We start from the raw sequence: 22,052 nt of genomic DNA, 5'->3' as shown, positions 1-22,052 counted from the left end.
ATTATCTCCTAATTAAGCGTTTAGTGTAGTGATGAATCGTTGAAATGCCAGATTGCCAGCATCTGTTTGTTTGAAAACACCTGCGTCTTCCAGAACGCGGGCAAATTTATCGCCAACTTCTTTTTGAATAATTTTTTCAGCTTCTTCCAAGCTTCCTATCACACCATATTTTTCTTTTAGCTGATTGGTCCACTCGACATGAGGTTCAGCTACTGCTTGATTTGCATCTGTTAAGAATGCTTTCACATCCTGCAGTTCGGACTTTAAGCGGGCAGGCAATACGGCTAATCCCATTACCTCAATTAAGCCAATATTTTCTTTTTTAATATGATGCACGTCCTCATGCGGGTGAAAAATTCCCATTGGAAATTCAGCTGTTGTGCGATTATTGCGGAGAACGATATCCAGTTCAAACGCATCATTACGCATCCGGGCAATTGGTGTTACGGTGTTATGCGGTGTCTCCCCGGTAAAAGGTATAATATTTGCTTCGTTGTCCTGATAATGTTTCCATGCAGAAAAAATATGATCAGCAGCTTGAATCAATTCATTCTTATCCTTGCCGCGTAAACGGATTACCGACATAGGCCAATTCAAAACAGCCGCAGCAACAGATGGATAACGATTCAAGGAGAAAGCTGATTTTTCTTCCGCTTCCGTCATCGCAAAATCATAACGGCCAGCCTGATAGTGATCATGACTTAAAATAGAACCGCCTACGATAGGCAGGTCTGCATTTGAACCAATAAAATAGTGTGGATACTTTTCAACAAAAGTAAGCAGTCGCTCAAATGCAAGTTTATTAATTTTCATATCACGATGTTCAGCGGAAAGCAGAATACTATGTTCGTTATAATAAACATATGGTGAGTATTGCAGGTACCAGGTTTCATCTAAAAGCGGAATCTCAATGATTCGATGATTCGCCCGTGCAGGATAGCCGACTCTGCCGGCATAGCCTTCGTTTTCTGGACATAGCACACATTTCGGATAGTCTAAACTCCGTTTTTGTTCCCGTTCCCGTTTAATTTGTTCTGGATCTTTTTCTGGCTTAGACAGATTAATTGTAATATCCAGTTCCCCATATTTTGTATCTGATTTAAAGCTCACGTTTTTTGCAATCCGATTCATTTGAATGTAATTGCTATGTTTGCTCAAGTGATAAAAGTAATCTGTTGCCGCGACAGGTGATGTTTGATACTTCTGATGAAAGGTTTCGTTAATAACTGAAGGGCGAGCGATAAAACAATTCATTATATTGGCCATGAGCATCTCTTTATCATCGAAAACATCTTCAATTACTTGTGATTCAATCGCATAATCTACAATCTTTTCCAGCAAGTTAGGTATTGTGTCTTCGGCAGGATGGATTGCACGGTTGGGAAAGTCCTCCATCTGCAAAAGGTGCATGACTTGATTCCTTGCATAGATTTCATCTTGTGTTTCAATCAGGTCTGTTTCTTTTGCTTTTTGAATGAGGCCTGCCAGATTTTCATAGATAGTCATCAATTACTCACTCCTCATAACCATTCGGATTCTTTATATGCCAGTTCCAAGCATCTTGGATAATTCTTTCAATTGAAGTGCGTGCTGGCTTCCAGCCTAAAATATTTTTTGCTTTTTCAGAGCTCGCGATAAGTGTTGCTGGATCTCCTGGCCGTCTGTCACCGACTTTAGCTGGAATCGCTTTTCCTGTTACCTCTTTTACAGCATCAATAATTTCTTTCACTGAAAACCCTTGACTGCTTCCAAGGTTGAAAATGTCACTCTCGCCACCATTTTTCAAATAATCCAGGGCGAGCAGATGGGCATGGATAAGATCCTCTACATGGATGTAATCACGGATACATGTTCCATCTGGAGTAGGATAGTCATCACCAAAAATGGAAATAAAGGGCCGCTTGTTCAGCGCGACTTGTAAAATGATTGGGATAAGATGAGTTTCCGGGTTATGATCTTCTCCAATTTCGGCAGATTCCCGAGCCCCAGCTACATTGAAATATCGTAAGGAAACATACTTTATTCCATGTGCCTGTTCCGCCCATTTCATCATTTTCTCCATAGTGAGCTTTGTTTCCCCATAGGCATTTGCAGGATTCGGTACAGCATCCTCTGTAATTGGAACACTTTTTGGCTCACCATAGGTTGCTGCAGTGGAAGAGAAAACAATGAAGCTGACATGAAACTCCGTCATCACCTGCAGCAGGACTTGTGTGCCGTAAACATTATTATCAAAGTACTTCAGCGGTTTTTCCATTGACTCTCCAACAAGTGAATTTGCTGCAAAGTGAATCACTGCATCGATCTTTTCTTTTTTAAATACACCTCGCAGAAAATCAATATTTCTGATGTCCCCTTCATAAAATGCGGCATCAGGATGCACTGCTTTCTTATGGCCTGTTTCTAAATTATCAACGACAACAACATCTTTCCCATGATCAATAAGCTGATAAACGGCATGTGAACCGATATAGCCAGCTCCACCCAATACAAGTACACTCATCTTAAATCACCTCTTTTGTTATTTCTTTCGCACCGTCACCAATTTGTGCTGTGTAAAATAAAGCTTCATAACCTATCTTTTTTGCGTATGCTTGATTGACATGCTTTTTAAATGTTTCAATATGTTCATTCCGAACGATGGCGATAGCACAGCCGCCAAATCCGGCACCAGTCATCCTCGCTCCTAAAACCCCTTCTTGATTCCATGCCGCTTCAACAAGCGTATCCAGTTCCAAACCGGTTACTTCATAATCCTCCTGTAAAGAGCGATGGGATTCATTCATTAACTTTCCGAAATGAACCAAATCTCCTTTATTCAGCATTTCCAACGCCTTAATTGTGCGAGCGTTTTCATAAACGGCATGCTTTGCTCTCTTTCTATTTGTCTCATCTTGTATGAGCTGTTTATGTGTTTCAAATTCATCTGGCGTCAGTTCGCCTAAACTGGTAATATTTAGCTCTGTCTGTAAGTCGGTCAAAGCAGCCTCGCATTGTGCCCGCCGTTCATTATATTTTGAATCTGCAAGGGCACGGCTTTTATTGGTATGAATAATCATAATCGAATGATCAGCCAATTTCAGCGGGGCATAGGTAAAAGATAGGGTTTCCGTATTTAGATGAATGGCATGATCTTGTTTCCCCATGCCTATTGCAAATTGATCCATTATTCCGCTATTCACATGAATATAATCATTCTCTACTTTTTGCCCTAATTTAATTAATTCAATTCTGTCTAACTCTAAATGGAACAGCCTTTCTAATAGAATTCCAGTTACAATTTCGATTGAGGCAGAGGAAGAAAGGCCTGCACTATTTGGAATATCCCCATAGTAAAGAATATCAATACCAGCATGTAGTTCATAGCCGCTATCCTGTATAAACTGAATCATTCCTTTTGGATAATTGGCCCAGTTATGTGCTGGGTCATAGTCTAAATGCTCAAGATCACATTCAATAATCCCAGCTTCAGGAAAATTCATTGAATAAAAACGCAGCTTATTATCTGTACGCTTCGCAGCAGCGGCATACGTTCCAAAGGAAATGGAAGCAGGGAAAACATGCCCGCCGTTGTAATCAGTGTGTTCGCCAATTAGATTGATTCGGCCAGGGGCGAAGAAAAGGCGGATATCATTGGCATGATTAAAAACATCTGTAAAATTTTTGTGTAAAGTATCCATATAATTCATGATGACCTCCTTTAGAGAGTATGTACTTTAGTTAATTAATTAATTTAATTAACCACATTGTATTATAGATTATTCCAAAGTACAAGAGGGTATTTATATCTATGGGTGGAACAGGATAATGAGGGAGACTGCTGCTTGTTCATTTTATTAAAGCATATTTATATTGGGATGGATTGTTATTGCGTCAGCCATAGGTTCGTTTTAAACTTATCTGAAAACCGATTTATCTGCTTTGGGCGGTTTGAAAAAATAGATGTTTGCTCTAACAAGATAGACTTGACAATTAAAATAGTTGCGATTAATATAATAATTAATTAATTTAATTAATATACAACTTAGAGTATGTCGATCTGTTAATCTAGGAAACTATTATTTGGCGAAGAGGTGATAAGTGATTTTCCAATATTTATATTGAAAGCGTAAACAAGCATGAATTTTTAGGATTCTGTTATTAAAAAACATATTATTTGGAGGGATTTAAATGAAAAAGTTCTTATCATTAATTTTAATAACTGTTGGTATACTGGCGCTTGCTGCTTGTTCTGATGGAGGGAATGATGAAGATGGTTCTTCAGATTCCAGTGATGGAGATAAAATCACTGCCTGGGCCTGGGATCCGCAGTTTAATATAAAAGCACTTGAAATTGCTAAAGAAGCATATGATGGCGATGAAGATGTAGATTTAAATATTATTGAGAATGCTCAAGATGATATCATTCAAAAGTTAAATACTGGACTTGGTTCGGGAGCGAACACGGGATTGCCTAATATTGTGTTAATTGAAGATTACCGTGCACAGAGTTTCCTGGACTCCTATCCAGATGCGTTTTATCCAATGGATGATTACATAAACACAGATGATTTCGCTGACTACAAAATGGCGACGACCCAATATGATGGAAAGCAATACGGGGTACCATTTGATTCCGGTGCAACAGGTCTCTATATACGTACCGACTATCTGGAAGAGGCTGGCTACACTGTTGATGACCTGGCAGATATTACTTGGAACGAGTATATTGAAATCGGAAAAGATATAAAGGAAACAGTTGGTGCTGATTTACTTACATTGGATCCAAATGATTTAGGACAAATACGAGTGATGATCCAGTCTGCAGGTGCTTGGTATGTGGATGAAGACGGTGCAACCCCAACTATCGCTGAAAATGAAGCGCTTGTGAAAGCATTTGAAACATATAAAGAATTAATGGATGCAGGCATCGTGAAAATCGTTTCTGACTGGAGCCAATTTGTAGGAGCTTTCAATAGTGGTGATGTTGCTTCTGTACCGACTGGAAACTGGATTACACCAAGTATCAAGGCAGAAGAGTCACAAAGTGGAAACTGGACAGTTGTTCCGACACCTACTTTAGATTTAGAGGAATCAGTAGCAGCATCTAACCTTGGCGGAAGTTCTTGGTATGTGCTGAATGTTGATGGCAAAGAAAAGGCTGCAGCGTTTCTTGCGAATACATTTGGTTCTGATGTGGACATGTATCAAGAGCTTGTAACAGAAATCGGAGCAATTGGTGCTTACACACCAGCTATGGATGGAGAAGCGTTTACAGCAGAAGATGAGTTCTTTGCAGGTCAGTCCATTATTGAAAACTTTTCGAACTGGACAGATGAAATTCCTGGTGTCAACTATGGAATGCACACATATGCAATCGAGGACATCATCATTGAAGGGATGCAACAGTATTTAAATGGAACAGACCTTTCAGAAGTATTGAATAATGCTCAACAGCAAGCTGAAACTCAACTTAAGTAAATGAGCACAAAAATAGGCCTTGAGTTTCAATCTAATAGTTGAATGCAACAGCGACAATTAGACTGGGCTCTTGGTCTATTTTTCACGGAAGGAGTGAGGAAAATGAAACGAATGATGAGACGAAACAATATCGGCTGGCTCTTTATTATTATTGCAGTTCTAGCAATCTCACTATTTTATTTTTATCCTATGATACAAGCATTACTGCTGTCATTTCAATCTGGCAGGGGAACAAATATGGAATATGTTGGCTTGGACAACTACATCAGGCTATTTAGTGACCCTACATTCAGGTCTGCTTTATTCAATACATTTCTTTATTTGATTATTCAAGTTCCAATCATGATTGTATTGGCTCTTGTATTTTCAGTATTGCTAAATGATCCAACATTAAAATTCAGGGGGTTCTTTAGAACGGCTATCTTTTTGCCGGCTGTAACCTCACTTGTTGCTTATTCTGTTATTTTTAAGTATATGTTTGCAGGAGATGGCATTGTTAATAAGTTTCTAGTAGACTTATCCATCATTTCAGAACCAATTAATTGGCTGTCAGACCCATTCTGGTCCAAGGTAATTATTATCATTGCAATTACGTGGAGATGGACAGGATATAATATGATCTTTTATTTATCTTCTTTACAGAATGTTGATCATTCAATCTATGAAGCTGCAAAGATTGACGGTGCGAATGCTTTTCAGCGATTTACAAAAATAACAATACCAATGTTAAAACCAATTATTTTATTTACATCAATCATGTCAACCATCGGGACATTGCAGATTTTCGATGAGGTAATGAATATTACTAGTGGAGGACCTGGAAATGCTACATTATCAATTTCACAGTATATTTATAATCTTTCGTTTGAATACACACCAGACTTCGGATACGCTTCAACCGTTTCGTATGTCATTGTGTTACTGGTAGTTGTATTATCTATAATTCAATTTAGAGTGGCAGGTGATAAGAAGTGAAAAAACTGATGCGAAGCTTTGTATACTTATTCCTTGGGGGTGCATCCCTTATAAGCATTTATCCATTTTTATGGATGATTGTAAGTATGACAAATAAATCTGTAGACGTAACGCAAGGAAGATTATTGCCTGGTACTCACTTATTTGAAAATATAAAAGTATTGTTTGAAACCGTCGACATTGCTACGGCTTTACTTAATTCTACCATCATTGCAGTGATAACGACTATATTGACTTTACTTATTTCATCACTTGCTGGATATGGCTTCGAAATATATCGAAGTAAAGGGAAGGACTGGGTGTTTAATATACTCTTAGTTTCCTTGATGATTCCTTTTGCAGCTATTATGATTCCGCTATACAGGTTCTTTGGTGGAATCGCTCATACAATGCCAGCAATCGGAATTGATACATTATCAGCAGTCATTCTGCCGACGATGACAACCGCATTCTTTGTCTTTCTATTCCGGCAAAACACGAAAATGTTTCCAAGAGATTTAATTGAGGCAGGCAGAATTGATGGTCTGAGTGAGCTTGGAATCTTCTTTCGGATTTACATGCCAACGATGAAAACAACGTATGCAGCCGCAGCAATCATTGCATTTATGAACAGCTGGAACAATTACTTATGGCCACTAGTCATTTTGCAGTCACCCGAAAAACAAACAATACCATTGCTTATATCCAATCTGGGTGCGGGATATGCACCAGACTATGGAGTGATTATGACAGCGATTGTTATTGCAACATTGCCGACAGCAATTGTATTTTTCTTAATGCAAAAACATTTTGTTGCTGGAATGACGGGATCTGTAAAGGGTTAATTCTATTGCAATTGAGAATGCAGTGCAGGGTGTTCTGGATATGCACCTTCACTGCTTGAAAAGATCGGGAATGGAGAATCTCAAACACAATCTTTAAGGCGTTATTTATAAGTAAAGATAGATTACTGGAATTTAAACAATAGATTAGGAGTGTTTAGAATATGACAAAGCCTAGCCTGAAGTGGCTAACGGATGTTGATACATTTAAGGTGAATCGTATAAATGCACATTCAGATCATCGTTACTACGAAACAATGCAGGAAGCTAGAAATAGAGGGTTGATGAATTTTCGGCATGATTTAAATGGAACGTGGAAGTTCAGTTATGCTGTTAACCCGACAAGCCGTATTGAATCGTTTTATGAGCTTGATTATGATTGCTCAGGATGGGGGATGATACAGGTTCCAGGGCATATCCAGTTACAAGGCCATGGCAATCCTCATTATGTAAATACAATGTATCCGTGGGACGGTCATGAGGAGCTGCGTCCGCCCGAAATCTCGACGAAACAGAACACGGTTGGAAGCTATGTAAAGTATTTCGATATACCTGAACAAATGGAAGAGAAGCCTTTATTTATTTCTTTTCAAGGAGTAGAAACCGCATTTTATGTATGGCTGAATGGCGAATTTGTCGGCTATAGCGAAGACAGCTTCACACCAGCAGACTTTGAATTGACACCATATCTGCACAGTGGAAAAAATAAGTTAGCTGTTGAAGTGTATCAGCGCAGCACAGGAAGCTGGCTGGAGGATCAGGACTTTTGGAGATTTTCGGGTATTTTCCGAGATGTTTATCTGTACAGCAAACCAGAAATCCATGTGGATGATCTGCATGTGAAAGCAGAGCTGGATGATACGTATAAAAATGGTGAGCTGCATGTGGAGCTTCAATTGTCGAAAGTCCCCAAAGGAGCGAAAGCACAGCTGATACTAGAGGATGCAGAACAGAATGTGATTGGAAAAGCAGAACAAGAACTGTCAGACAAAAATACCACATTGAATATAGCTGTAACAAATCCGGAGCTGTGGAGCGCTGAAAGCCCTTATTTATATCAGGCATTCATCCAGCTGTATAATGAGTCAGGTCAGTTAGTTGAGGTTATCCCGCAGGATATTGGTTTCCGCTGTTTTGAGATGAAAAATAATATCATGCATATCAATGGTAAACGCATTGTTTTCAAAGGGGTTAACCGCCATGAATTTAATCCTTACCATGGACGTGCGATAACGAAGGAAGACATGATTGCCGATATTAAAATAATGAAACGACACAACATCAATGCGGTGCGCACTGCACACTATCCAAATCAAACGTATTGGTACGAGCTCTGTGATCAATACGGTCTATATGTGATAGATGAAGTGAATTTAGAAACACACGGTTCGTGGCAAAAATTAGATATTGTAGAACCATCATGGGTAATTCCTGGTGATAAGGATGAATGGAAAGATATTGTTTTGGACAGGGCAATTTCCATGTTTGAACGCGATAAAAACCATCCATCGATATTAATCTGGTCATGTGGGAATGAATCATATGGCGGAAAAGTGCTTTATGAGATGTCTAACTACTTTAGGGAAGTGGATCCAAGCCGCCTGGTTCACTATGAAGGTGTATTTCACAATCGTGAATACAATGATACGAGTGATATGGAAAGCAGAATGTATGCTAAGCCTGCAGAAATAGAAGCCTATTTAAAAAATGACCCAGAAAAACCGTTTATTACATGTGAGTACATGCATGCAATGGGGAACTCGGTTGGCGGCATGAAGAAGTATACAGATCTTGAAGATAAATACCCAATGTATCAAGGTGGATTTATCTGGGATTACATTGATCAAGGGATTATCAAAAAGGATCGGTATGGAAATGACTTTGTTGCCTATGGCGGCGATTTCGGCGACCAGCCGACAGATTATAATTTCTGCGGAAATGGGCTTGTATTTGCAGACCGTAAACTTACACCTCAAATTCAAGAAGTGCGTTTTCTATACCAAAATATAGAACTGTATCCTGACCGTGAAGGTGTAAAGATAACAAATAAACAACTATTTAACGATACAAGTGATTTGATTTTAAAATATACACTTAGCAATGAAGGTGAGGAAGTATTTACAAACCAGCTGGAAGTGGATGTTGCGCCAGGCAGTGAAGAATATTACGAATTAAACATTCCAGGTGAGTTAATAAAACAAGGTGAATATGTCATCCATACTTCATTATTGCTGAAGGCAGATACACTCTGGGCTGAGGAAGGTTATGAAATCGCATTCGGAGAGTATATTTTCCAAAATGGAGAGCAAACTTTTGCAGTTCCAGATGGGAAAGTAAGTATTGCGGATGGTGACGTAAATATTGGAGTGCATGGTGAAGATTTTCATGCGATATTTTCACGCAAGGCAGGTTCGTTAGTATCTCTTCAATATGCTGGCAAAGAAATGATTACAAAAGCACCGATGCCACTATTTTGGAGAGCTTTAACTGATAATGACCGCGGGAATCAATTTGGTTTTGACAGCGGCGGCTGGTATGCTGCAAGCTTCATGCCGAGGTGCATGAATGTTTCCTTTGAAAACAAGGATACGCACGCAGTAGTGAACTTCGACTATGCTCTTTCCATTCATCAAGATGCTAAGGTAACAATTAGCTACACTGTATATTCTGATGGCAGTTTGAATGTTCAATCTTCCTATCATGGAGTAAAAGGATTGCCGGATCTGCCAATCCATGCAGTGTCGTTTACAATCTCTGCTGATTATGATCAACTTGATTGGTTTGCAAATGGACCAGAAGAGAATTATATCGACCGGGATAATGGTGCCAGGTTATGCCGCTTTAAAAATACAGTAAAGGAAAATATGGCAGCATATATTAATCCTCAAGAGTCCGGGAATAGGACGGGAGTTCGCAAAGTCAGCATTACAAACGATAAAGGTCAGGGCATTCGAATCGTGGCGAATCATCAGCCATTAGAATGTAATGTATCCCCATATACTGCATTTGAATTGGAAAATGCCAGTCATCCATATGAATTGCCTAACATTCATCATACTGTGGTGACAGTTGCAGGAAAACAAAGAGGTGTTGGAGGAGACGACAGCTGGGGAGCGCCAGTTCATGAGGAATTCCGAATTAGTGCGGAAGAAGATTTTCAATTTGAATTTAGGATTGAGCCAATTTCATAAACAGCAGAATGACTAGGTCTGCAATTTGAACATGCGGAAGGGTCCATTACCTTCCGCATCCTTTATACTGTTTCAAATGAAAAATATTATAATAATTAAGGGGGCAATGATAATGCCGATTTTCTACAATAGTGAAACAAAAGAATTTCATTTACAAGCAAAAGATGTCAGCTATATCTTTAAAATACTGAAAAATAATCAGTTAGGTCATCTGTATTATGGTAAAAAACTCAGACATAGAGATTCATTTCATCACTTATACAGGGAAGAGTTCAGGGATAATAGCACACATGTATTTGAAGGGGACCAGACCTTTTCACTTGATCAATTAAAGCAAGAATATCCTGCATATGGTACAACGGACTTTCGGGAACCAGCCTATCAGATTTTACAGGAAAATGGCAGCCGCATTACGAACTTTGAATACAAGGAACATAAAATATATAGCGGAAAACCGCGGTTAGAAGGATTGCCTGCTGTCTATGCAGAAGAAAAGGATGAAGTTACAACATTAGAAATCACTTTATATGATTCACTCATCCAGGCAGAAATTAAATTGCTATACACTGTTTATGAAAGCTTTAATGTGATTACCCGCTCTGCAAAATTTAGTAATAATGGGAGTGAGCAATTAAATCTGACTCGGGCATTAAGTGCAAGTGTAGACTTTTTTGACAGTGATTTTGAAATGATTCACTTATCTGGTTCATGGGCAAGAGAAAGACATGTGAAAGTGAGAAAACTGGAACAAGGTGTTCAGCGTATTGCTAGTGCAAGAGGGACAAGCAGTGCGCATCAGAATCCATTCCTTGCAATGAAACGGCCAGATACGAATGAACAACAAGGGGAAGTATATGGTTTCAGTTTTGTATATAGTGGAAACTTTTTAGCGCAGATCGAGGTAGACCATTTTGATGTAACACGTGTTCAAATGGGTATTAATCCTTTTGATTTTAACTGGTTATTGGACACTGGTGAAGCATTCCAGACACCGGAAGTTGTTATGGTTTATTCAGATGCAGGGTTAAATGGAATGAGCCAAACATATCACGAACTATATCGCACAAGATTAGCGCGGGGAAGCTGGCGGGATAAACAGCGGCCGATTTTAATAAACAATTGGGAAGGCACTTATTTTAACTTTGATGAAGAGAAGATACTTTCTATTGCTGAAGAATCTAAAAAACTGGGTGTCGAATTATTTGTATTAGATGATGGCTGGTTTGGTAAACGTGACGATGACACCACATCTCTTGGTGATTGGTTTGTAGACGAACGTAAATTGCCAAACGGAATAACTGGACTGGCAAATAAAATTACAGATTTAGGCTTAAATTTTGGGCTTTGGTTTGAACCGGAAATGATTTCCAAGGTCAGTAAATTATATGAAGCACACCCGGACTGGCTGCTTCAGGTTCCTGACCGCCGCCTATCAAGTGGCAGAAGTCAATATGTACTTGACTTCTCCAGAAAAGAAGTTGTTGATTATATTTTTGAAGTAATGGCCGAAACGTTGCGGGAAGCACCAATTACTTATGTGAAATGGGATATGAACCGTTATATGACAGAAATTGGTTCAAATGAATTGCCTGCTGATCGTCAAAGAGAAGTGGCACACCGTTATATTTTAGGAGTATATGATCTGTATGAAAGATTGACAACAGCATTCCCAGAAATCTTATTTGAGTCATGTGCAAGCGGGGGAAGCCGTTTTGATCCTGGCATGCTTTACTATGCACCCCAAGCATGGACAAGTGATGATACAGACGCTGTCGAACGATTGAAAATCCAATATGGCACATCTTTTGTTTACCCTTTAAGTTCAATTGGTGCACATGTTTCCGCTGTACCGAACCATCAGGTAGGCCGAACAACAAGCCTGGAAACGAGAGGTAATGTTGCATACTTTGGCGACTTTGGCTATGAATTAGATATCACTCAATTGACTGAAGCGGAAAGAGAAATAATAAAAGAGCAAATTATATTTTATAAAGCAAACCGTGAACTTATTCAAAAAGGTACTTTCCATCGTATGCAAAGTCCATTCGAAGGAAACGTAACAAGCTGGATGGTTGTTTCAGATGATCAAACAGAAGCAATTGTTGGCAGATACCAAGTATTGAATCAGCCGCATCCAGGATATGACCGTTTATTATTAACAGGTTTGAATGCAGACTTTGAATACCAAATTGAAGGCAAGGAAGGCACCTATTATGGCGATGAGCTGATGCATGCTGGTATTCATTTAGATAAAACAAATAGTGATTACAGTTCGCAAATTTTTAAACTGCGTAAAAGGTAGGGCTTTAAAAAGGGGCACTTTATTACTGATTGGAAAGCAGTAATAAAGCATGTAAGACAGGGAAGAGCAACGGTTTTGTTCGATGTATGTTCATTATAAAATTAAATGACGTTGGGACAAAAGAAATATAATTTAATAAAACCCGAACGATACTTTAAATTCGTTCGGATTTTAAGTGGAATCCTGACTGCCTTAATTCAGAATAATGTTTGTTTTGCTCTTTCCCTTATTCCTTTTGGAAGTCCACAGTCCAAATACTCCTCGCTTTTGGTGTGACCCCCAAAAGTTGGAGTTTTTAAGCTGCAAGTTGGCTGGTATGAATTCGGTATTGAACGGGACTCATACCATCCAGCTTTTTCTTAATACGTTTATTATTATATAGAGAAATATATTCCTCAATCTTAATCTTTAATTCATCATAGGTACAGAGAGGCTCTCCGTGATACATTTCTTGCTTTAATATACCGAAAAAGCTTTCAATTGGTGCGTTATCTATACAATTCCCTTTACGTGACATACTTTGAAATACCTTATTTCCCTTGAGGGTTTTCACCCATTTATCATGTTGATAATGCCATCCTTGATCAGAATGGATGGTTGTCCTATATTTTGAGTTTTTGACAGTGTCTAGCGCTTCTTCAAGTGGATTCAATACGAATTCAAGTGTTGGAGATGTGCTGATGCCGTAAGATAATATTTCCCCGTTAAACATGTCCAGGATTGGACTTAAATAGAGTTTCTTTCCTCCTGAACACTTAAATTCTGTGATATCTGTGGTCAATTTCTGATAAGGTATTTTCGTGTGAAACCGACGATTCATACGGTTCTTCGCCACCTTACCTACCGTTCCCTTGTAAGCATTATATTTTCTTGATTTTCTTCCAAACTTCACACATTGGAGTCCCATTTCTTTCATCAGACGTTGAACTTTCTTATGATTTACGATATAGCCATAGTCTTCTTCCAAAGCTTTTTTGATTCTACGGTAACCATAAATTCCTTTATATTCTTTAAATATTTCTCCAATACATTCTTTCAATACTTGGTCTGAGTCCTCTTCTTCTTTCTTTCCGTTCATATGGTAGTGGTAGGATGATTCAGGGATTCCAACAATGTTTAAGACATCTTTTAATTTGAATTGTTTTTTGAGTTCGGCTGATAACGCTGTTTGTGCTTTTCGAGAAAGGCTTCCGGATCTTCCTGAAAAGCTCGCAACTTTTTTAAATAGGCCACCTCTAAACGTAAAAGCTCATTTTCTCTTTCTAATTGCTTTAAAGTCACTGTTTCTTTATTATTTATCGGTTTCTTCTTTTGCTTCTTCGATTTATCAGGCATAGGAAGCAGCTCCCTCTGGTTATTCTGAGCTTCAGATTTGCCTTCCTGGAATGATTTTCTCCATCTAGATAACATGGAGGGATTCTTGATTCCAAATTGAAGAGCTGTGTCGGACGCTGAAGCACCAGTACTCTTCATAAAGCTTAATACATCTCGCTTAAATTGAACAGAGTAAATTTCCTGATCCTTATTTTTCACCACTAATTGTTTTTCTCCAAAATGTTTATAAATTCTTACCCAACCTCGAAGCGTGGTCGTAGGAATTTCATATTTCTCCGCTAGACTGCGATAACTTAGTTTTCCTTCCAGATATTCTTTTGCGATTTTTGATTTGAATTTGCCCGTATACTTCGCCAACAAAAAACACCCCAATCGTTAAATTTTTACTCTAACTTTTGGGGGTCAGGTCATTTCCGTGGGCGGCTGGTAAGCTCCGACGCACAGGACGTGCTAATGCAGATGTTGCCACAGGACGTGGCGTACTTAATCTGCCTTCGTGCTACGCACTACGCGGTCTTACCTATGCCTTGGCTCCCACTGGAGTCTCGGAGTATTTGGACTGTTCCGGCTAAAAACGGACGGTTATTTCATTGAATGAAGTCAGAAGATATGCACGTTAATTATTGTAATATTGTTTTTAGACTACACACTGTCATAATTTCAGAGGTGATCTCAACAAGTTCTTTTATTTTTATTTTGTTACTTCGATAAGAACACTAAATAATATTTTCAGCACGAAGCAGCCCGAATACACGGAAAGAGAAGTGTATTCGGGCTGCAATTTTCCAGGGGGGATGCAATATACTGAATTAAATTAATCAGCACTTTGTATCGATTATGAATCATTTTCCAGTTATAAAAGGTTAACATTAAAAGCTTTTTATTCAATAATGTTCGTCTCTTATTTGGCTGGTGTTAGTTAAGTCCCGGTCTCTTAGCCCCATCCTGTTTTTATCGAAAAGCTGCTATATTCTTCTCAAACTGCGGAACCGACTTCTCCTCCTCAGATTGTTTCACAAGGCGCACAACAATATCATTATATGGCGTTGCAACACCGAGTTCTTTTCCTTTTTCAGCAATGACACCATTAATATAGTCTATTTCTGTTTTTCTTTCTTTTTCAAGGTCTTGAAGCATGCTGGCTCTTAAGGATGCTTGTGGAGTAAATACTTTTTTAGCAATTTCAATCACCATTGGCAAGTTGCTTTTATCTTCCTTAATTGAAAAAATGCCAACATGAACCCCTGCTAACTCAGCAAATTCAATACCTGCTGCTGCTCCTGTTTTTAACGTTTCATCTGCAAGCATGACAGCACTTTTTACAGCTGTTTCATCATTTAAAATATCACCATATGTACATCCTAATGCTGCCGACATACCACTCATCGCGACGTTCACAAGTAATTTAGACCATTTGGTGCCTACAAGGTTAGCTGATATTTCTGTGTGCCCCACATGGTTTAATAACTCCTGAATTTGTTGAATGCGTTCTGTGTTTCTTCCATCAAGTTCTCCAATTGCGAAAGCGTTTTGTTTAAATGAATCAGCTGCAGTCGTCAGTTCAGAAACGCCTGGCTCAATCCAAGTTGCACCAAATTCTACTGATCCGCCAACAACTCTATTTTTTCCTACTATACGAGCTAATGATTCCTCAGGAACTCCATTTTGCAGAGATAGAAGTGTACTGTCGTCCCGCAAGTAAGGTTCTAGATTATGTAACACTTGTTCATTAAATAATTGTTTCGTCAAAAGTAATACTAAATCATACGTTCCAGTCATTTCTTCTGGTGTAATCGCCTTTACAGGAATATTTTCATTCACTGTTCCAACAAGTGTTGCCCCTTTTTCATTTAATGCATCAACATGCTCCTTATTTACATCAATTAATTCCACATCTTCATTCGTTTGTGAAAGATATGCACCGATAATTGTGCCTAAGGAACCTGCTCCCATTACAGCTATTCTCATAATAACAATCCCTTCCTTTTGTATATTCGTGATAATCTTTTCTAAAAAATGGATTATCTGCTTTCTTTATCATTATATGTAACTAGGCGAAAAGATTCAATTATATTGGAAATTATAGGTAGAATAAACTATAATCAATATAGCGTGTACAATTTTGAAAGGGGAATGGGAGATGAAACAACTAGATACATATGATACACAGCGGGTACATAAAGTGAATCTAGTATTACTAATTATATTAATTCTTTTACTTGTAATTCCTATCGTATTTGAAAGAGGATTCTCTGATGCAATTGGGATTGTTATTGCTGGTTCGCTCGTTTTCCTGCTGACAATCATTAATTACTTTCTGCCCATTAATGCATATTTGAAAGGATTCTTTTTTGCGCTGCTGCCGAATTTGGTAGTTTCTGCTTTATTTTTACTTGATGGTTTTGCTTTAAACAAGCATTATCTTATCTTCTTAAGTATTGCGATGGCTGCACTCTATTTTAAAAAGGAATTAGTGATGATATTCAGTATATTAATTAATATTGAATACATCGGTATTTACTTCTTAAATTCAGCAGCACTGTTGAATACAGACAATAGCCCGAAAGGAATTATTACAGTTATCGTCGCAATAAACGGTGTGTTGGCTGTACTTTATTACCTGACGCGCTGGGGAAGAGAAATGATTGCCGAATCTCAGGAAAAGGAAGTACAAACAAAGCAATTGCTTGAAAGATTACAAGGTACTTTCCAGGCAATAGAAGATGGAACAAATACATTAGAAAATGGCATCCATCATTTTAGTACAGATGTGAAAACAATCCATGAGTCCAGCCAGCATATTCTAGAGGCTGTCCAGCAAATGTCTGCAGGAATTCAAGAAGAATCAACGAGCTTGACTCTGGTCAATGAATCAATGAGTGATTCATTGGCTCATGCAAATGAAACAGTTGCCATCACACAAGGAATTGTGGAGGGAACCGGTGAAATGGATGGAAGAGTTCAAGATGGTTCGGAGAAGATTGACCGTGTGACAAATCATATGGGTACGGTTAATAGTGCGATTGGCATTGCCTCCACCACGGTATCGGAATTAAGAGACAGTCTTGTGAATGTAAACTCGTTACTAGATGGAATTAAAGAAATTGCGGAACAAACGAATCTATTGGCACTGAACGCTGCGATTGAATCTGCACGGGCAGGGGAACACGGAAAAGGATTTGCTGTTGTTGCGGATGAAGTCCGTAAACTGGCAGAGGAAAGTGCAGCAATCACGGTTTCAATTACAGATGTTACATCTGTCCTTTTTGAAAAAACAAATCAAGCATATGAAAGATCGATGGAAGGTAAAGCTGCGGTAGATGAAGGCCAGCTCATTCTAAAGGAAGTTGCAGATTTCTTCACGGAATTAAAAGATACTTTCCAGCAAAATAATGAAGGACTTTCTAAAGGAATGGATGTAATTAAAGCAGCTACAAGCAACTTCTCATCTATTCAGTCACAAATTGAGAATATGGCAAATATTTCAGAAGAAAATACAGCTGCAACAGAAGAGATTGTTGCGACGATTGAAAATGAACATGACTTGATTGGTTCTATCAATAAAGCAGTGAAAGAGATTGAAGCGTTAAATGCTGATTTAAAACAGATGGTACGTGGTGAAGAGAAATAAAAGAACCTGATACGTTTACAGCTATTCATATCGAATAGCTGTTTTTTTTATGCTGCATTTCCCTGCTATCGAATGCAGAAAGGAATTGATAAATATTTTTTTCATAAATTATAATTTTGGTGAAAATTATTTACAATACGAAAATGGTGTGCTATATTCGATATAATATAATTTAAGATTCATTTCTGAATTGGAGGATGAAAGGAATGACTGAACAGGATTTTAAAGGGATTTTTCCCGCGTTTTATGCTTGTTATGATGAAGCAGGCGAAGTGTCTGAAGAGCGAACAAAAAAACTGGCAAACTACTTTTATGAAAAGGGCGTCCAAGGTCTGTATGTAGGTGGAAGCTCAGGGGAGTGTATTTATCAGAGTTTGGAAGAACGGAAGGAAATTCTCAAGTTTGTTGCTGAGGAAGTAAAAGGAAAGTTGACATTAATTGCTCATGTTGGTGCACCCTCAACAAAAGATAGTGTCCTATTGGCGAGGTATGCTGAAGAGCTTGGTTATCATGCTTTATCTGCTATTCCGCCAATTTATTTTAAACTGCATGAAAGCGCTATCTTTAATTACTGGACGGATATTATCGAAGCAGCAGATTTACCGTTCTTTATTTATAATATCCCGCAAACAACAGGATACAGCCTGTCGATGGATTTATTTCATAAATTAAGAGCAAATGAAAAAGTAATCGGAATCAAGAATTCTTCCATGCCAGTAATGGATATTGAAAGATTTAAAGCAGCAGGCGGAGAGGACTTTATTGTTTTTAACGGAGCGGATGAACAATATATTGCTGGACGGCTAATCGGTGCAGATAGTGGAATTGGCGGTACATATGGTGTCATGCCTGAACTGTTTCTGAAAGCAGAAGAATACGTTGCGGCTGGCCGTTTCCGGGAAGCCCAGGCAATCCAGAAAGAGATAAATGATATTATCACCGGTTTAACTTCCTTAGATGGCTCGATGTATGCTGTGATTAAAGAAATATTCAAGCTAAATGGCCTTTCAATAGGCGGAGTAAGGGAGCCGCTGGAACAAGTATCGCTAGAAGATAAAGTGAAAATCGAGCATCTAAAACAGATGATTGATCAGTCCATTTCCAACTATTTGTAGAGGGTCTTCAAATAGTCCGATAAAAATGACACGTCGATGTTTTGAGCTGGTTCGCTTTTCTGCTTCTCCTGTACATCATGACGTACATTTCAGTGCGGGGAGCTCTCGCCGCCTCAAACTTTGACGCGCAGAGCGCTGCGAGATTAGCCAGCCTTGGTCATTTTAATCTACCTTTTTTAACATACATGCAATTGTAAGCGGTTTACAGAGGAGTTAGCAGAGGGGGGATTTCATGGTTAAAAGAATTGTGTGTTTTGGTGATTCGAATACTTGGGGAAGCAATGCAGAAAACGGGACGCGTTTCTCTGAGGAAGTAAGATGGCCATGCCTGCTCCAGAAATTTGCAGGAAATGACTATCAAATAATCGAGGAAGGGCTCCCGGGCAGAACAAGTGTCATAGATGATCCACTGTTTGACGGGTTGAACGGTCTTAATTATTTATTGCCTTGTTTAAAAAGTCACGCCCCAATAGAAACATTGATTATTATGCTTGGTACAAATGATACAAAAGAAAGGCTTCATTTAACACCGTACAACATAGCGCAAGGAATTACGAGACTTGCTTTGAGAGCGGAAGAAATATTAAAAGAAATCAATGGCGAATCTTTCAATCTATTCATTGTTGCCCCGCCACCTATCGGAAAAGAGTATGCCAATACGATGGTCAGCTGGTCGATGGGAAAGGATTGTGATGTGAAATCGGAGCAATTCCCTGGTTATCTGAAAGAGATGCTGGCAGAACATGCAATTGATTTTATAGATACAAAAGGAATTGTCTCCATGAATACCATTGATTACATGCACTTAGATGCAGAAGGACATGAGCTTTTAGCGAAGCTTATCTTCAATAAAATAAAGAAAACAATAAGGGAGGAAAAAATGAAATGAGAAAGAAAACGTTGCTGTTGTTATTGGGAATTGTGGCAATTATTCTAGCGGCTTGCAGTGAAGGAGACTCGTCATCTGATGGAACTTCAAGTGGTGATGGCACAGTTGAATTATCAGTCTGGCTGACACCGCAATGGCAAGGGGTATTTGACACATCTGAGGAAAAAGCAGACTATGACAGCTTCATGAACTATGCAGCTGAGAAGTTTGTGGAACAATACGACAAAGAAGATGTAAAAATTAATGTAGAAGTGATTGCTGGTGATCAGCGGGATGAGATGCTTAATGTTAATTTAAATGGCGGAACACCGCCAGATATCTTTTTCGAGAGCACTTTCGCAATGGGTGACTATGTCCACCGTGGTGCCTTAGTGCCTATCACTGACATTATTGATGATGAGGCAAAAGCAGATATCGATCAAAGTCTTTGGGATGAAGTAACCTTTGGAGATGATGTTTATTTCTACCCATTTACGAATAACCCGGGGACATTGGTATACAACGCAGATATGCTTCGGGACGCGGGCTTGGAAGAATATATTGGTGAAGCAGATCAACTAAAGACTTGGACAATGGATGAGTTGGAAACCATTCTTGAAGAATTGAAAGAAAACACACCAACAGATAAATATTCTAATGCTTATCCAATGGGATTATTTGCATTGAATAATCAAGGGGATACATGGAATCTTGCTTATTTGAGAATGTTCGGCAATGCATTTTTTAACGATGAAGGCAATCTGATCATCGATGATGAAAACGGGGCAAAGGCAGCTGCCTGGATGAAGAAAATTTATGACAATGAGTGGGTAAACCCAGGTGCTGAGTCTGTTTCTTCCAATGACGTCAATGCAATGTTCCAGAATCAGCAGTTAGGTGTCAGCTTCACAAATTCAATCCTATACAATAATCTTCAAGCAGATATGGAAAGTGGAAATATTGAAGAATTTGATGCAAGGCTTGCTAATATACCATCAGAAAGCGGGGATCCATTGTCATTCACTTATGTTACAGGATCGGCAATTTTTGATACAGGAGATGAAAAGCGGATGGAAGTGAGCAAAGACTTTGTGAAATTCCTATCCTCCGATTCAGAGCTTGTGAAGGCATCACAAAATGGAGTGCCAGTAAGAGCTTCAGTTGCTGAGGAGCTGTCCGACGAAAACCCGCTATTTACAGCTTATGAAGAAAACGCAGCGTATATCTTCAGCTTCACTGGGAATGTTCCTGGTTATAATGAGCTTCGTCAAGTGCTGTATCCTGAGCTCCAAGCAATGTATACAGGAGGAAAGTCACCAGAAGAAGCAATTCAATCGTATCAGGAAAAAGGGAATAGTGTCATTGACAGTGCGAAACAAGACTCCGTAATTTATAATAACTAATTTGCTGAGAGGGTGTATGCCCTCTTTGCAGTTTAAGTAACTTCATAAATAGAAAGGTAAATGGTACGTATGAAGAAAAACATACATGCTTTAAAACGGAATTTGACTGGATATCTTTTTATTGCACCCCAGCTATTTTTCTTTGTTATATTCCTTGTCTATCCAATTTTTGAAGGAATTCGTTTGAGTTTATTTAAAGTAAGCTTTAATACGATGTCATTTGTTGGATTTGAAAATTATAAAGCATTGCTGGCTGACCCAGTGTTTATTCAAGCCGCAATAAATACAGTAATCTTTGTCGTGTGTATTGTTGCACTCACCATTATTTTTGCGTTATTTATAGCGACAGCAGTTTTTGATAAAAATGCCAAGTATGTTTCTTTTATTCGTGGAGCGTACTATGTTCCTGTGATGGTTTCCATGGTTGTAATGAGTATGATCTGGAGCTTTTTATTAAATCCGTCAATTGGTCTTATCCCGTATGCAGCAAGGCAGTTAGAACTGCCGGCAATTAATTTCCTTGGTGACGCAAATTGGGTTTTACCAGTAATTATATTTGTCACGTTTGCTACGAACGTTGGGCAGGCAGTTATCCTGTATATTGCAGCAATGATTGGCGTGCCGAAAGAATTGCTGGAAGCGGCCGAGGTAGATGGGGCGAGCAGGATTAAAGTAATCTTTAAGATTCTGATACCTCTCGTAAAGCCGACAACAATTTACATTGCAATTATTAATATCATCAATGTACTGAAGATATTCGTTGTTATCCAGCTCTTAACGGGCGGCGGTCCGAACAATGCATCTACAACACTGATGTACTTCCTTTATAATAATGCGTTTAAGTATAATCAGCTGGGTATTGCTTCAGCAGTAGGTGTGATTATGTTTGCTATTGCACTTATGCTTTCACTGCCGCAACTGCGGACAATTTTGAAGAACAATTAAAGGTGG

15 protein-coding genes and 1 pseudogene are annotated in these 22,052 nt (G+C 38.7%); 10 read left to right on the top strand and 6 right to left on the bottom strand.

The window, feature by feature from the left end:
• Positions 1–12 precede the first annotated feature (12 nt).
• From galT to NST93_RS11265, 3 genes are read right to left on the bottom strand one after another with little or no spacing between them, the layout of a single operon-like run.
• Positions 13–1,506 carry a UDP-glucose--hexose-1-phosphate uridylyltransferase gene (galT, locus tag NST93_RS11275; protein WP_405097046.1) on the bottom strand — a complete coding sequence of 498 codons (1,494 nt, stop codon included), beginning with the start codon at positions 1,504–1,506 and terminating at the stop codon, positions 13–15.
• 7 nt (positions 1,507–1,513) lie between these two features.
• Complete coding sequence (gene galE / locus NST93_RS11270; RefSeq protein ID WP_405097044.1) at positions 1,514–2,503, bottom strand: UDP-glucose 4-epimerase GalE; 990 nt, start codon at positions 2,501–2,503, stop codon at positions 1,514–1,516.
• Position 2,504: 1 nt separating this feature from the next.
• On the bottom strand, positions 2,505–3,689 hold the full coding sequence (locus NST93_RS11265; RefSeq protein WP_405097042.1) for a galactokinase: 1,185 nt from the start codon (positions 3,687–3,689) through the stop codon (positions 2,505–2,507).
• 481 nt (positions 3,690–4,170) lie between these two features.
• Between NST93_RS11265 and NST93_RS11260 the strand changes: the two genes are divergently transcribed.
• From NST93_RS11260 to NST93_RS11240, 5 genes are all read left to right on the top strand, one after another.
• A complete protein-coding gene (locus tag NST93_RS11260; protein ID WP_405097040.1) occupies positions 4,171–5,460 on the top strand; it encodes an ABC transporter substrate-binding protein in 1,290 nt (429 codons plus the stop codon).
• A gap of 102 nt (positions 5,461–5,562) precedes the next feature.
• Complete coding sequence (locus NST93_RS11255; RefSeq protein WP_405097038.1) at positions 5,563–6,435, top strand: carbohydrate ABC transporter permease; 873 nt, start codon at positions 5,563–5,565, stop codon at positions 6,433–6,435.
• An 8-nt stretch (positions 6,436–6,443) separates the two neighbouring features.
• Entirely contained in the window at positions 6,444–7,259 is an 816-nt protein-coding gene (locus NST93_RS11250) for a carbohydrate ABC transporter permease (protein ID WP_405103850.1), read from the top strand.
• A 161-nt stretch (positions 7,260–7,420) separates the two neighbouring features.
• On the top strand, positions 7,421–10,447 hold the full coding sequence (locus tag NST93_RS11245) for a glycoside hydrolase family 2 TIM barrel-domain containing protein (RefSeq protein WP_405097036.1): 3,027 nt from the start codon (positions 7,421–7,423) through the stop codon (positions 10,445–10,447).
• Between the two features lie 112 nt (positions 10,448–10,559).
• Positions 10,560–12,749: an alpha-galactosidase gene (locus tag NST93_RS11240; protein WP_405097034.1), complete on the top strand. Its 2,190-nt coding sequence runs from the start codon at positions 10,560–10,562 to the stop codon at positions 12,747–12,749.
• A gap of 295 nt (positions 12,750–13,044) precedes the next feature.
• Here NST93_RS11240 and NST93_RS11235 read toward each other — a convergent pair.
• The 3 genes and pseudogenes from NST93_RS11235 to NST93_RS11225 all read right to left on the bottom strand — a co-directional run.
• Positions 13,045–13,914: pseudogene (locus NST93_RS11235) on the bottom strand (IS3 family transposase); the annotation flags it as partial.
• Positions 13,878–14,441 carry a helix-turn-helix domain-containing protein gene (locus tag NST93_RS11230; protein WP_405097032.1) on the bottom strand — a complete coding sequence of 188 codons (564 nt, stop codon included), beginning with the start codon at positions 14,439–14,441 and terminating at the stop codon, positions 13,878–13,880. The pseudogene NST93_RS11235 and the gene NST93_RS11230, both read right to left, overlap by 37 nt.
• A gap of 594 nt (positions 14,442–15,035) precedes the next feature.
• On the bottom strand, positions 15,036–16,052 hold the full coding sequence (locus NST93_RS11225; RefSeq protein WP_405097030.1) for a ketopantoate reductase family protein: 1,017 nt from the start codon (positions 16,050–16,052) through the stop codon (positions 15,036–15,038).
• A 172-nt stretch (positions 16,053–16,224) separates the two neighbouring features.
• On the opposite strand from NST93_RS11225, the gene NST93_RS11220 reads away from it, so the two are divergent.
• From NST93_RS11220 to NST93_RS11200, 5 genes are all read left to right on the top strand, one after another.
• Positions 16,225–17,715, top strand: a complete 1,491-nt coding sequence (locus NST93_RS11220; RefSeq protein ID WP_405097028.1) for a methyl-accepting chemotaxis protein — start codon at positions 16,225–16,227, stop codon at positions 17,713–17,715.
• A gap of 206 nt (positions 17,716–17,921) precedes the next feature.
• Positions 17,922–18,830: a dihydrodipicolinate synthase family protein gene (locus NST93_RS11215; protein ID WP_405097026.1), complete on the top strand. Its 909-nt coding sequence runs from the start codon at positions 17,922–17,924 to the stop codon at positions 18,828–18,830.
• Positions 18,831–19,062: 232 nt separating this feature from the next.
• Positions 19,063–19,719, top strand: a complete 657-nt coding sequence (locus NST93_RS11210; RefSeq protein ID WP_405097024.1) for a GDSL-type esterase/lipase family protein — start codon at positions 19,063–19,065, stop codon at positions 19,717–19,719.
• Complete coding sequence (locus tag NST93_RS11205; protein WP_405097022.1) at positions 19,716–21,101, top strand: ABC transporter substrate-binding protein; 1,386 nt, start codon at positions 19,716–19,718, stop codon at positions 21,099–21,101. Before NST93_RS11210 ends, NST93_RS11205 begins: the two co-directional genes overlap by 4 nt.
• Before the next feature lie 69 nt (positions 21,102–21,170).
• Entirely contained in the window at positions 21,171–22,046 is an 876-nt protein-coding gene (locus NST93_RS11200; protein ID WP_405097020.1) for a carbohydrate ABC transporter permease, read from the top strand.
• The last annotated feature ends 6 nt before the right edge of the window (positions 22,047–22,052 follow it).

The organism is Oceanobacillus sp. FSL H7-0719 (genome assembly GCF_045040795.1).
Taxonomy (GTDB): Bacteria; Bacillota; Bacilli; order Bacillales; family Amphibacillaceae; genus Oceanobacillus.
Note: the sequence above shows the minus strand (reverse complement) of the source record. Positions and strands in the feature narration are given on the sequence as shown.

Coding starts and splice junctions, on each gene's coding strand:
- galT (WP_405097046.1), bottom strand. CDS start 1,506: ATGACTATCTATGAAAATCTGGCAGGCCTCATTCAAAAAGCAAAAGAA.
- galE (WP_405097044.1), bottom strand. CDS start 2,503: ATGAGTGTACTTGTATTGGGTGGAGCTGGCTATATCGGTTCACATGCC.
- NST93_RS11265 (WP_405097042.1), bottom strand. CDS start 3,689: ATGAATTATATGGATACTTTACACAAAAATTTTACAGATGTTTTTAAT.
- NST93_RS11260 (WP_405097040.1), top strand. CDS start 4,171: ATGAAAAAGTTCTTATCATTAATTTTAATAACTGTTGGTATACTGGCG.
- NST93_RS11255 (WP_405097038.1), top strand. CDS start 5,563: ATGAAACGAATGATGAGACGAAACAATATCGGCTGGCTCTTTATTATT.
- NST93_RS11250 (WP_405103850.1), top strand. CDS start 6,444: ATGCGAAGCTTTGTATACTTATTCCTTGGGGGTGCATCCCTTATAAGC.
- NST93_RS11245 (WP_405097036.1), top strand. CDS start 7,421: ATGACAAAGCCTAGCCTGAAGTGGCTAACGGATGTTGATACATTTAAG.
- NST93_RS11240 (WP_405097034.1), top strand. CDS start 10,560: ATGCCGATTTTCTACAATAGTGAAACAAAAGAATTTCATTTACAAGCA.
- NST93_RS11225 (WP_405097030.1), bottom strand. CDS start 16,052: ATGAGAATAGCTGTAATGGGAGCAGGTTCCTTAGGCACAATTATCGGT.
- NST93_RS11220 (WP_405097028.1), top strand. CDS start 16,225: ATGAAACAACTAGATACATATGATACACAGCGGGTACATAAAGTGAAT.
- NST93_RS11215 (WP_405097026.1), top strand. CDS start 17,922: ATGACTGAACAGGATTTTAAAGGGATTTTTCCCGCGTTTTATGCTTGT.
- NST93_RS11210 (WP_405097024.1), top strand. CDS start 19,063: ATGGTTAAAAGAATTGTGTGTTTTGGTGATTCGAATACTTGGGGAAGC.
- NST93_RS11205 (WP_405097022.1), top strand. CDS start 19,716: ATGAGAAAGAAAACGTTGCTGTTGTTATTGGGAATTGTGGCAATTATT.
- NST93_RS11200 (WP_405097020.1), top strand. CDS start 21,171: ATGAAGAAAAACATACATGCTTTAAAACGGAATTTGACTGGATATCTT.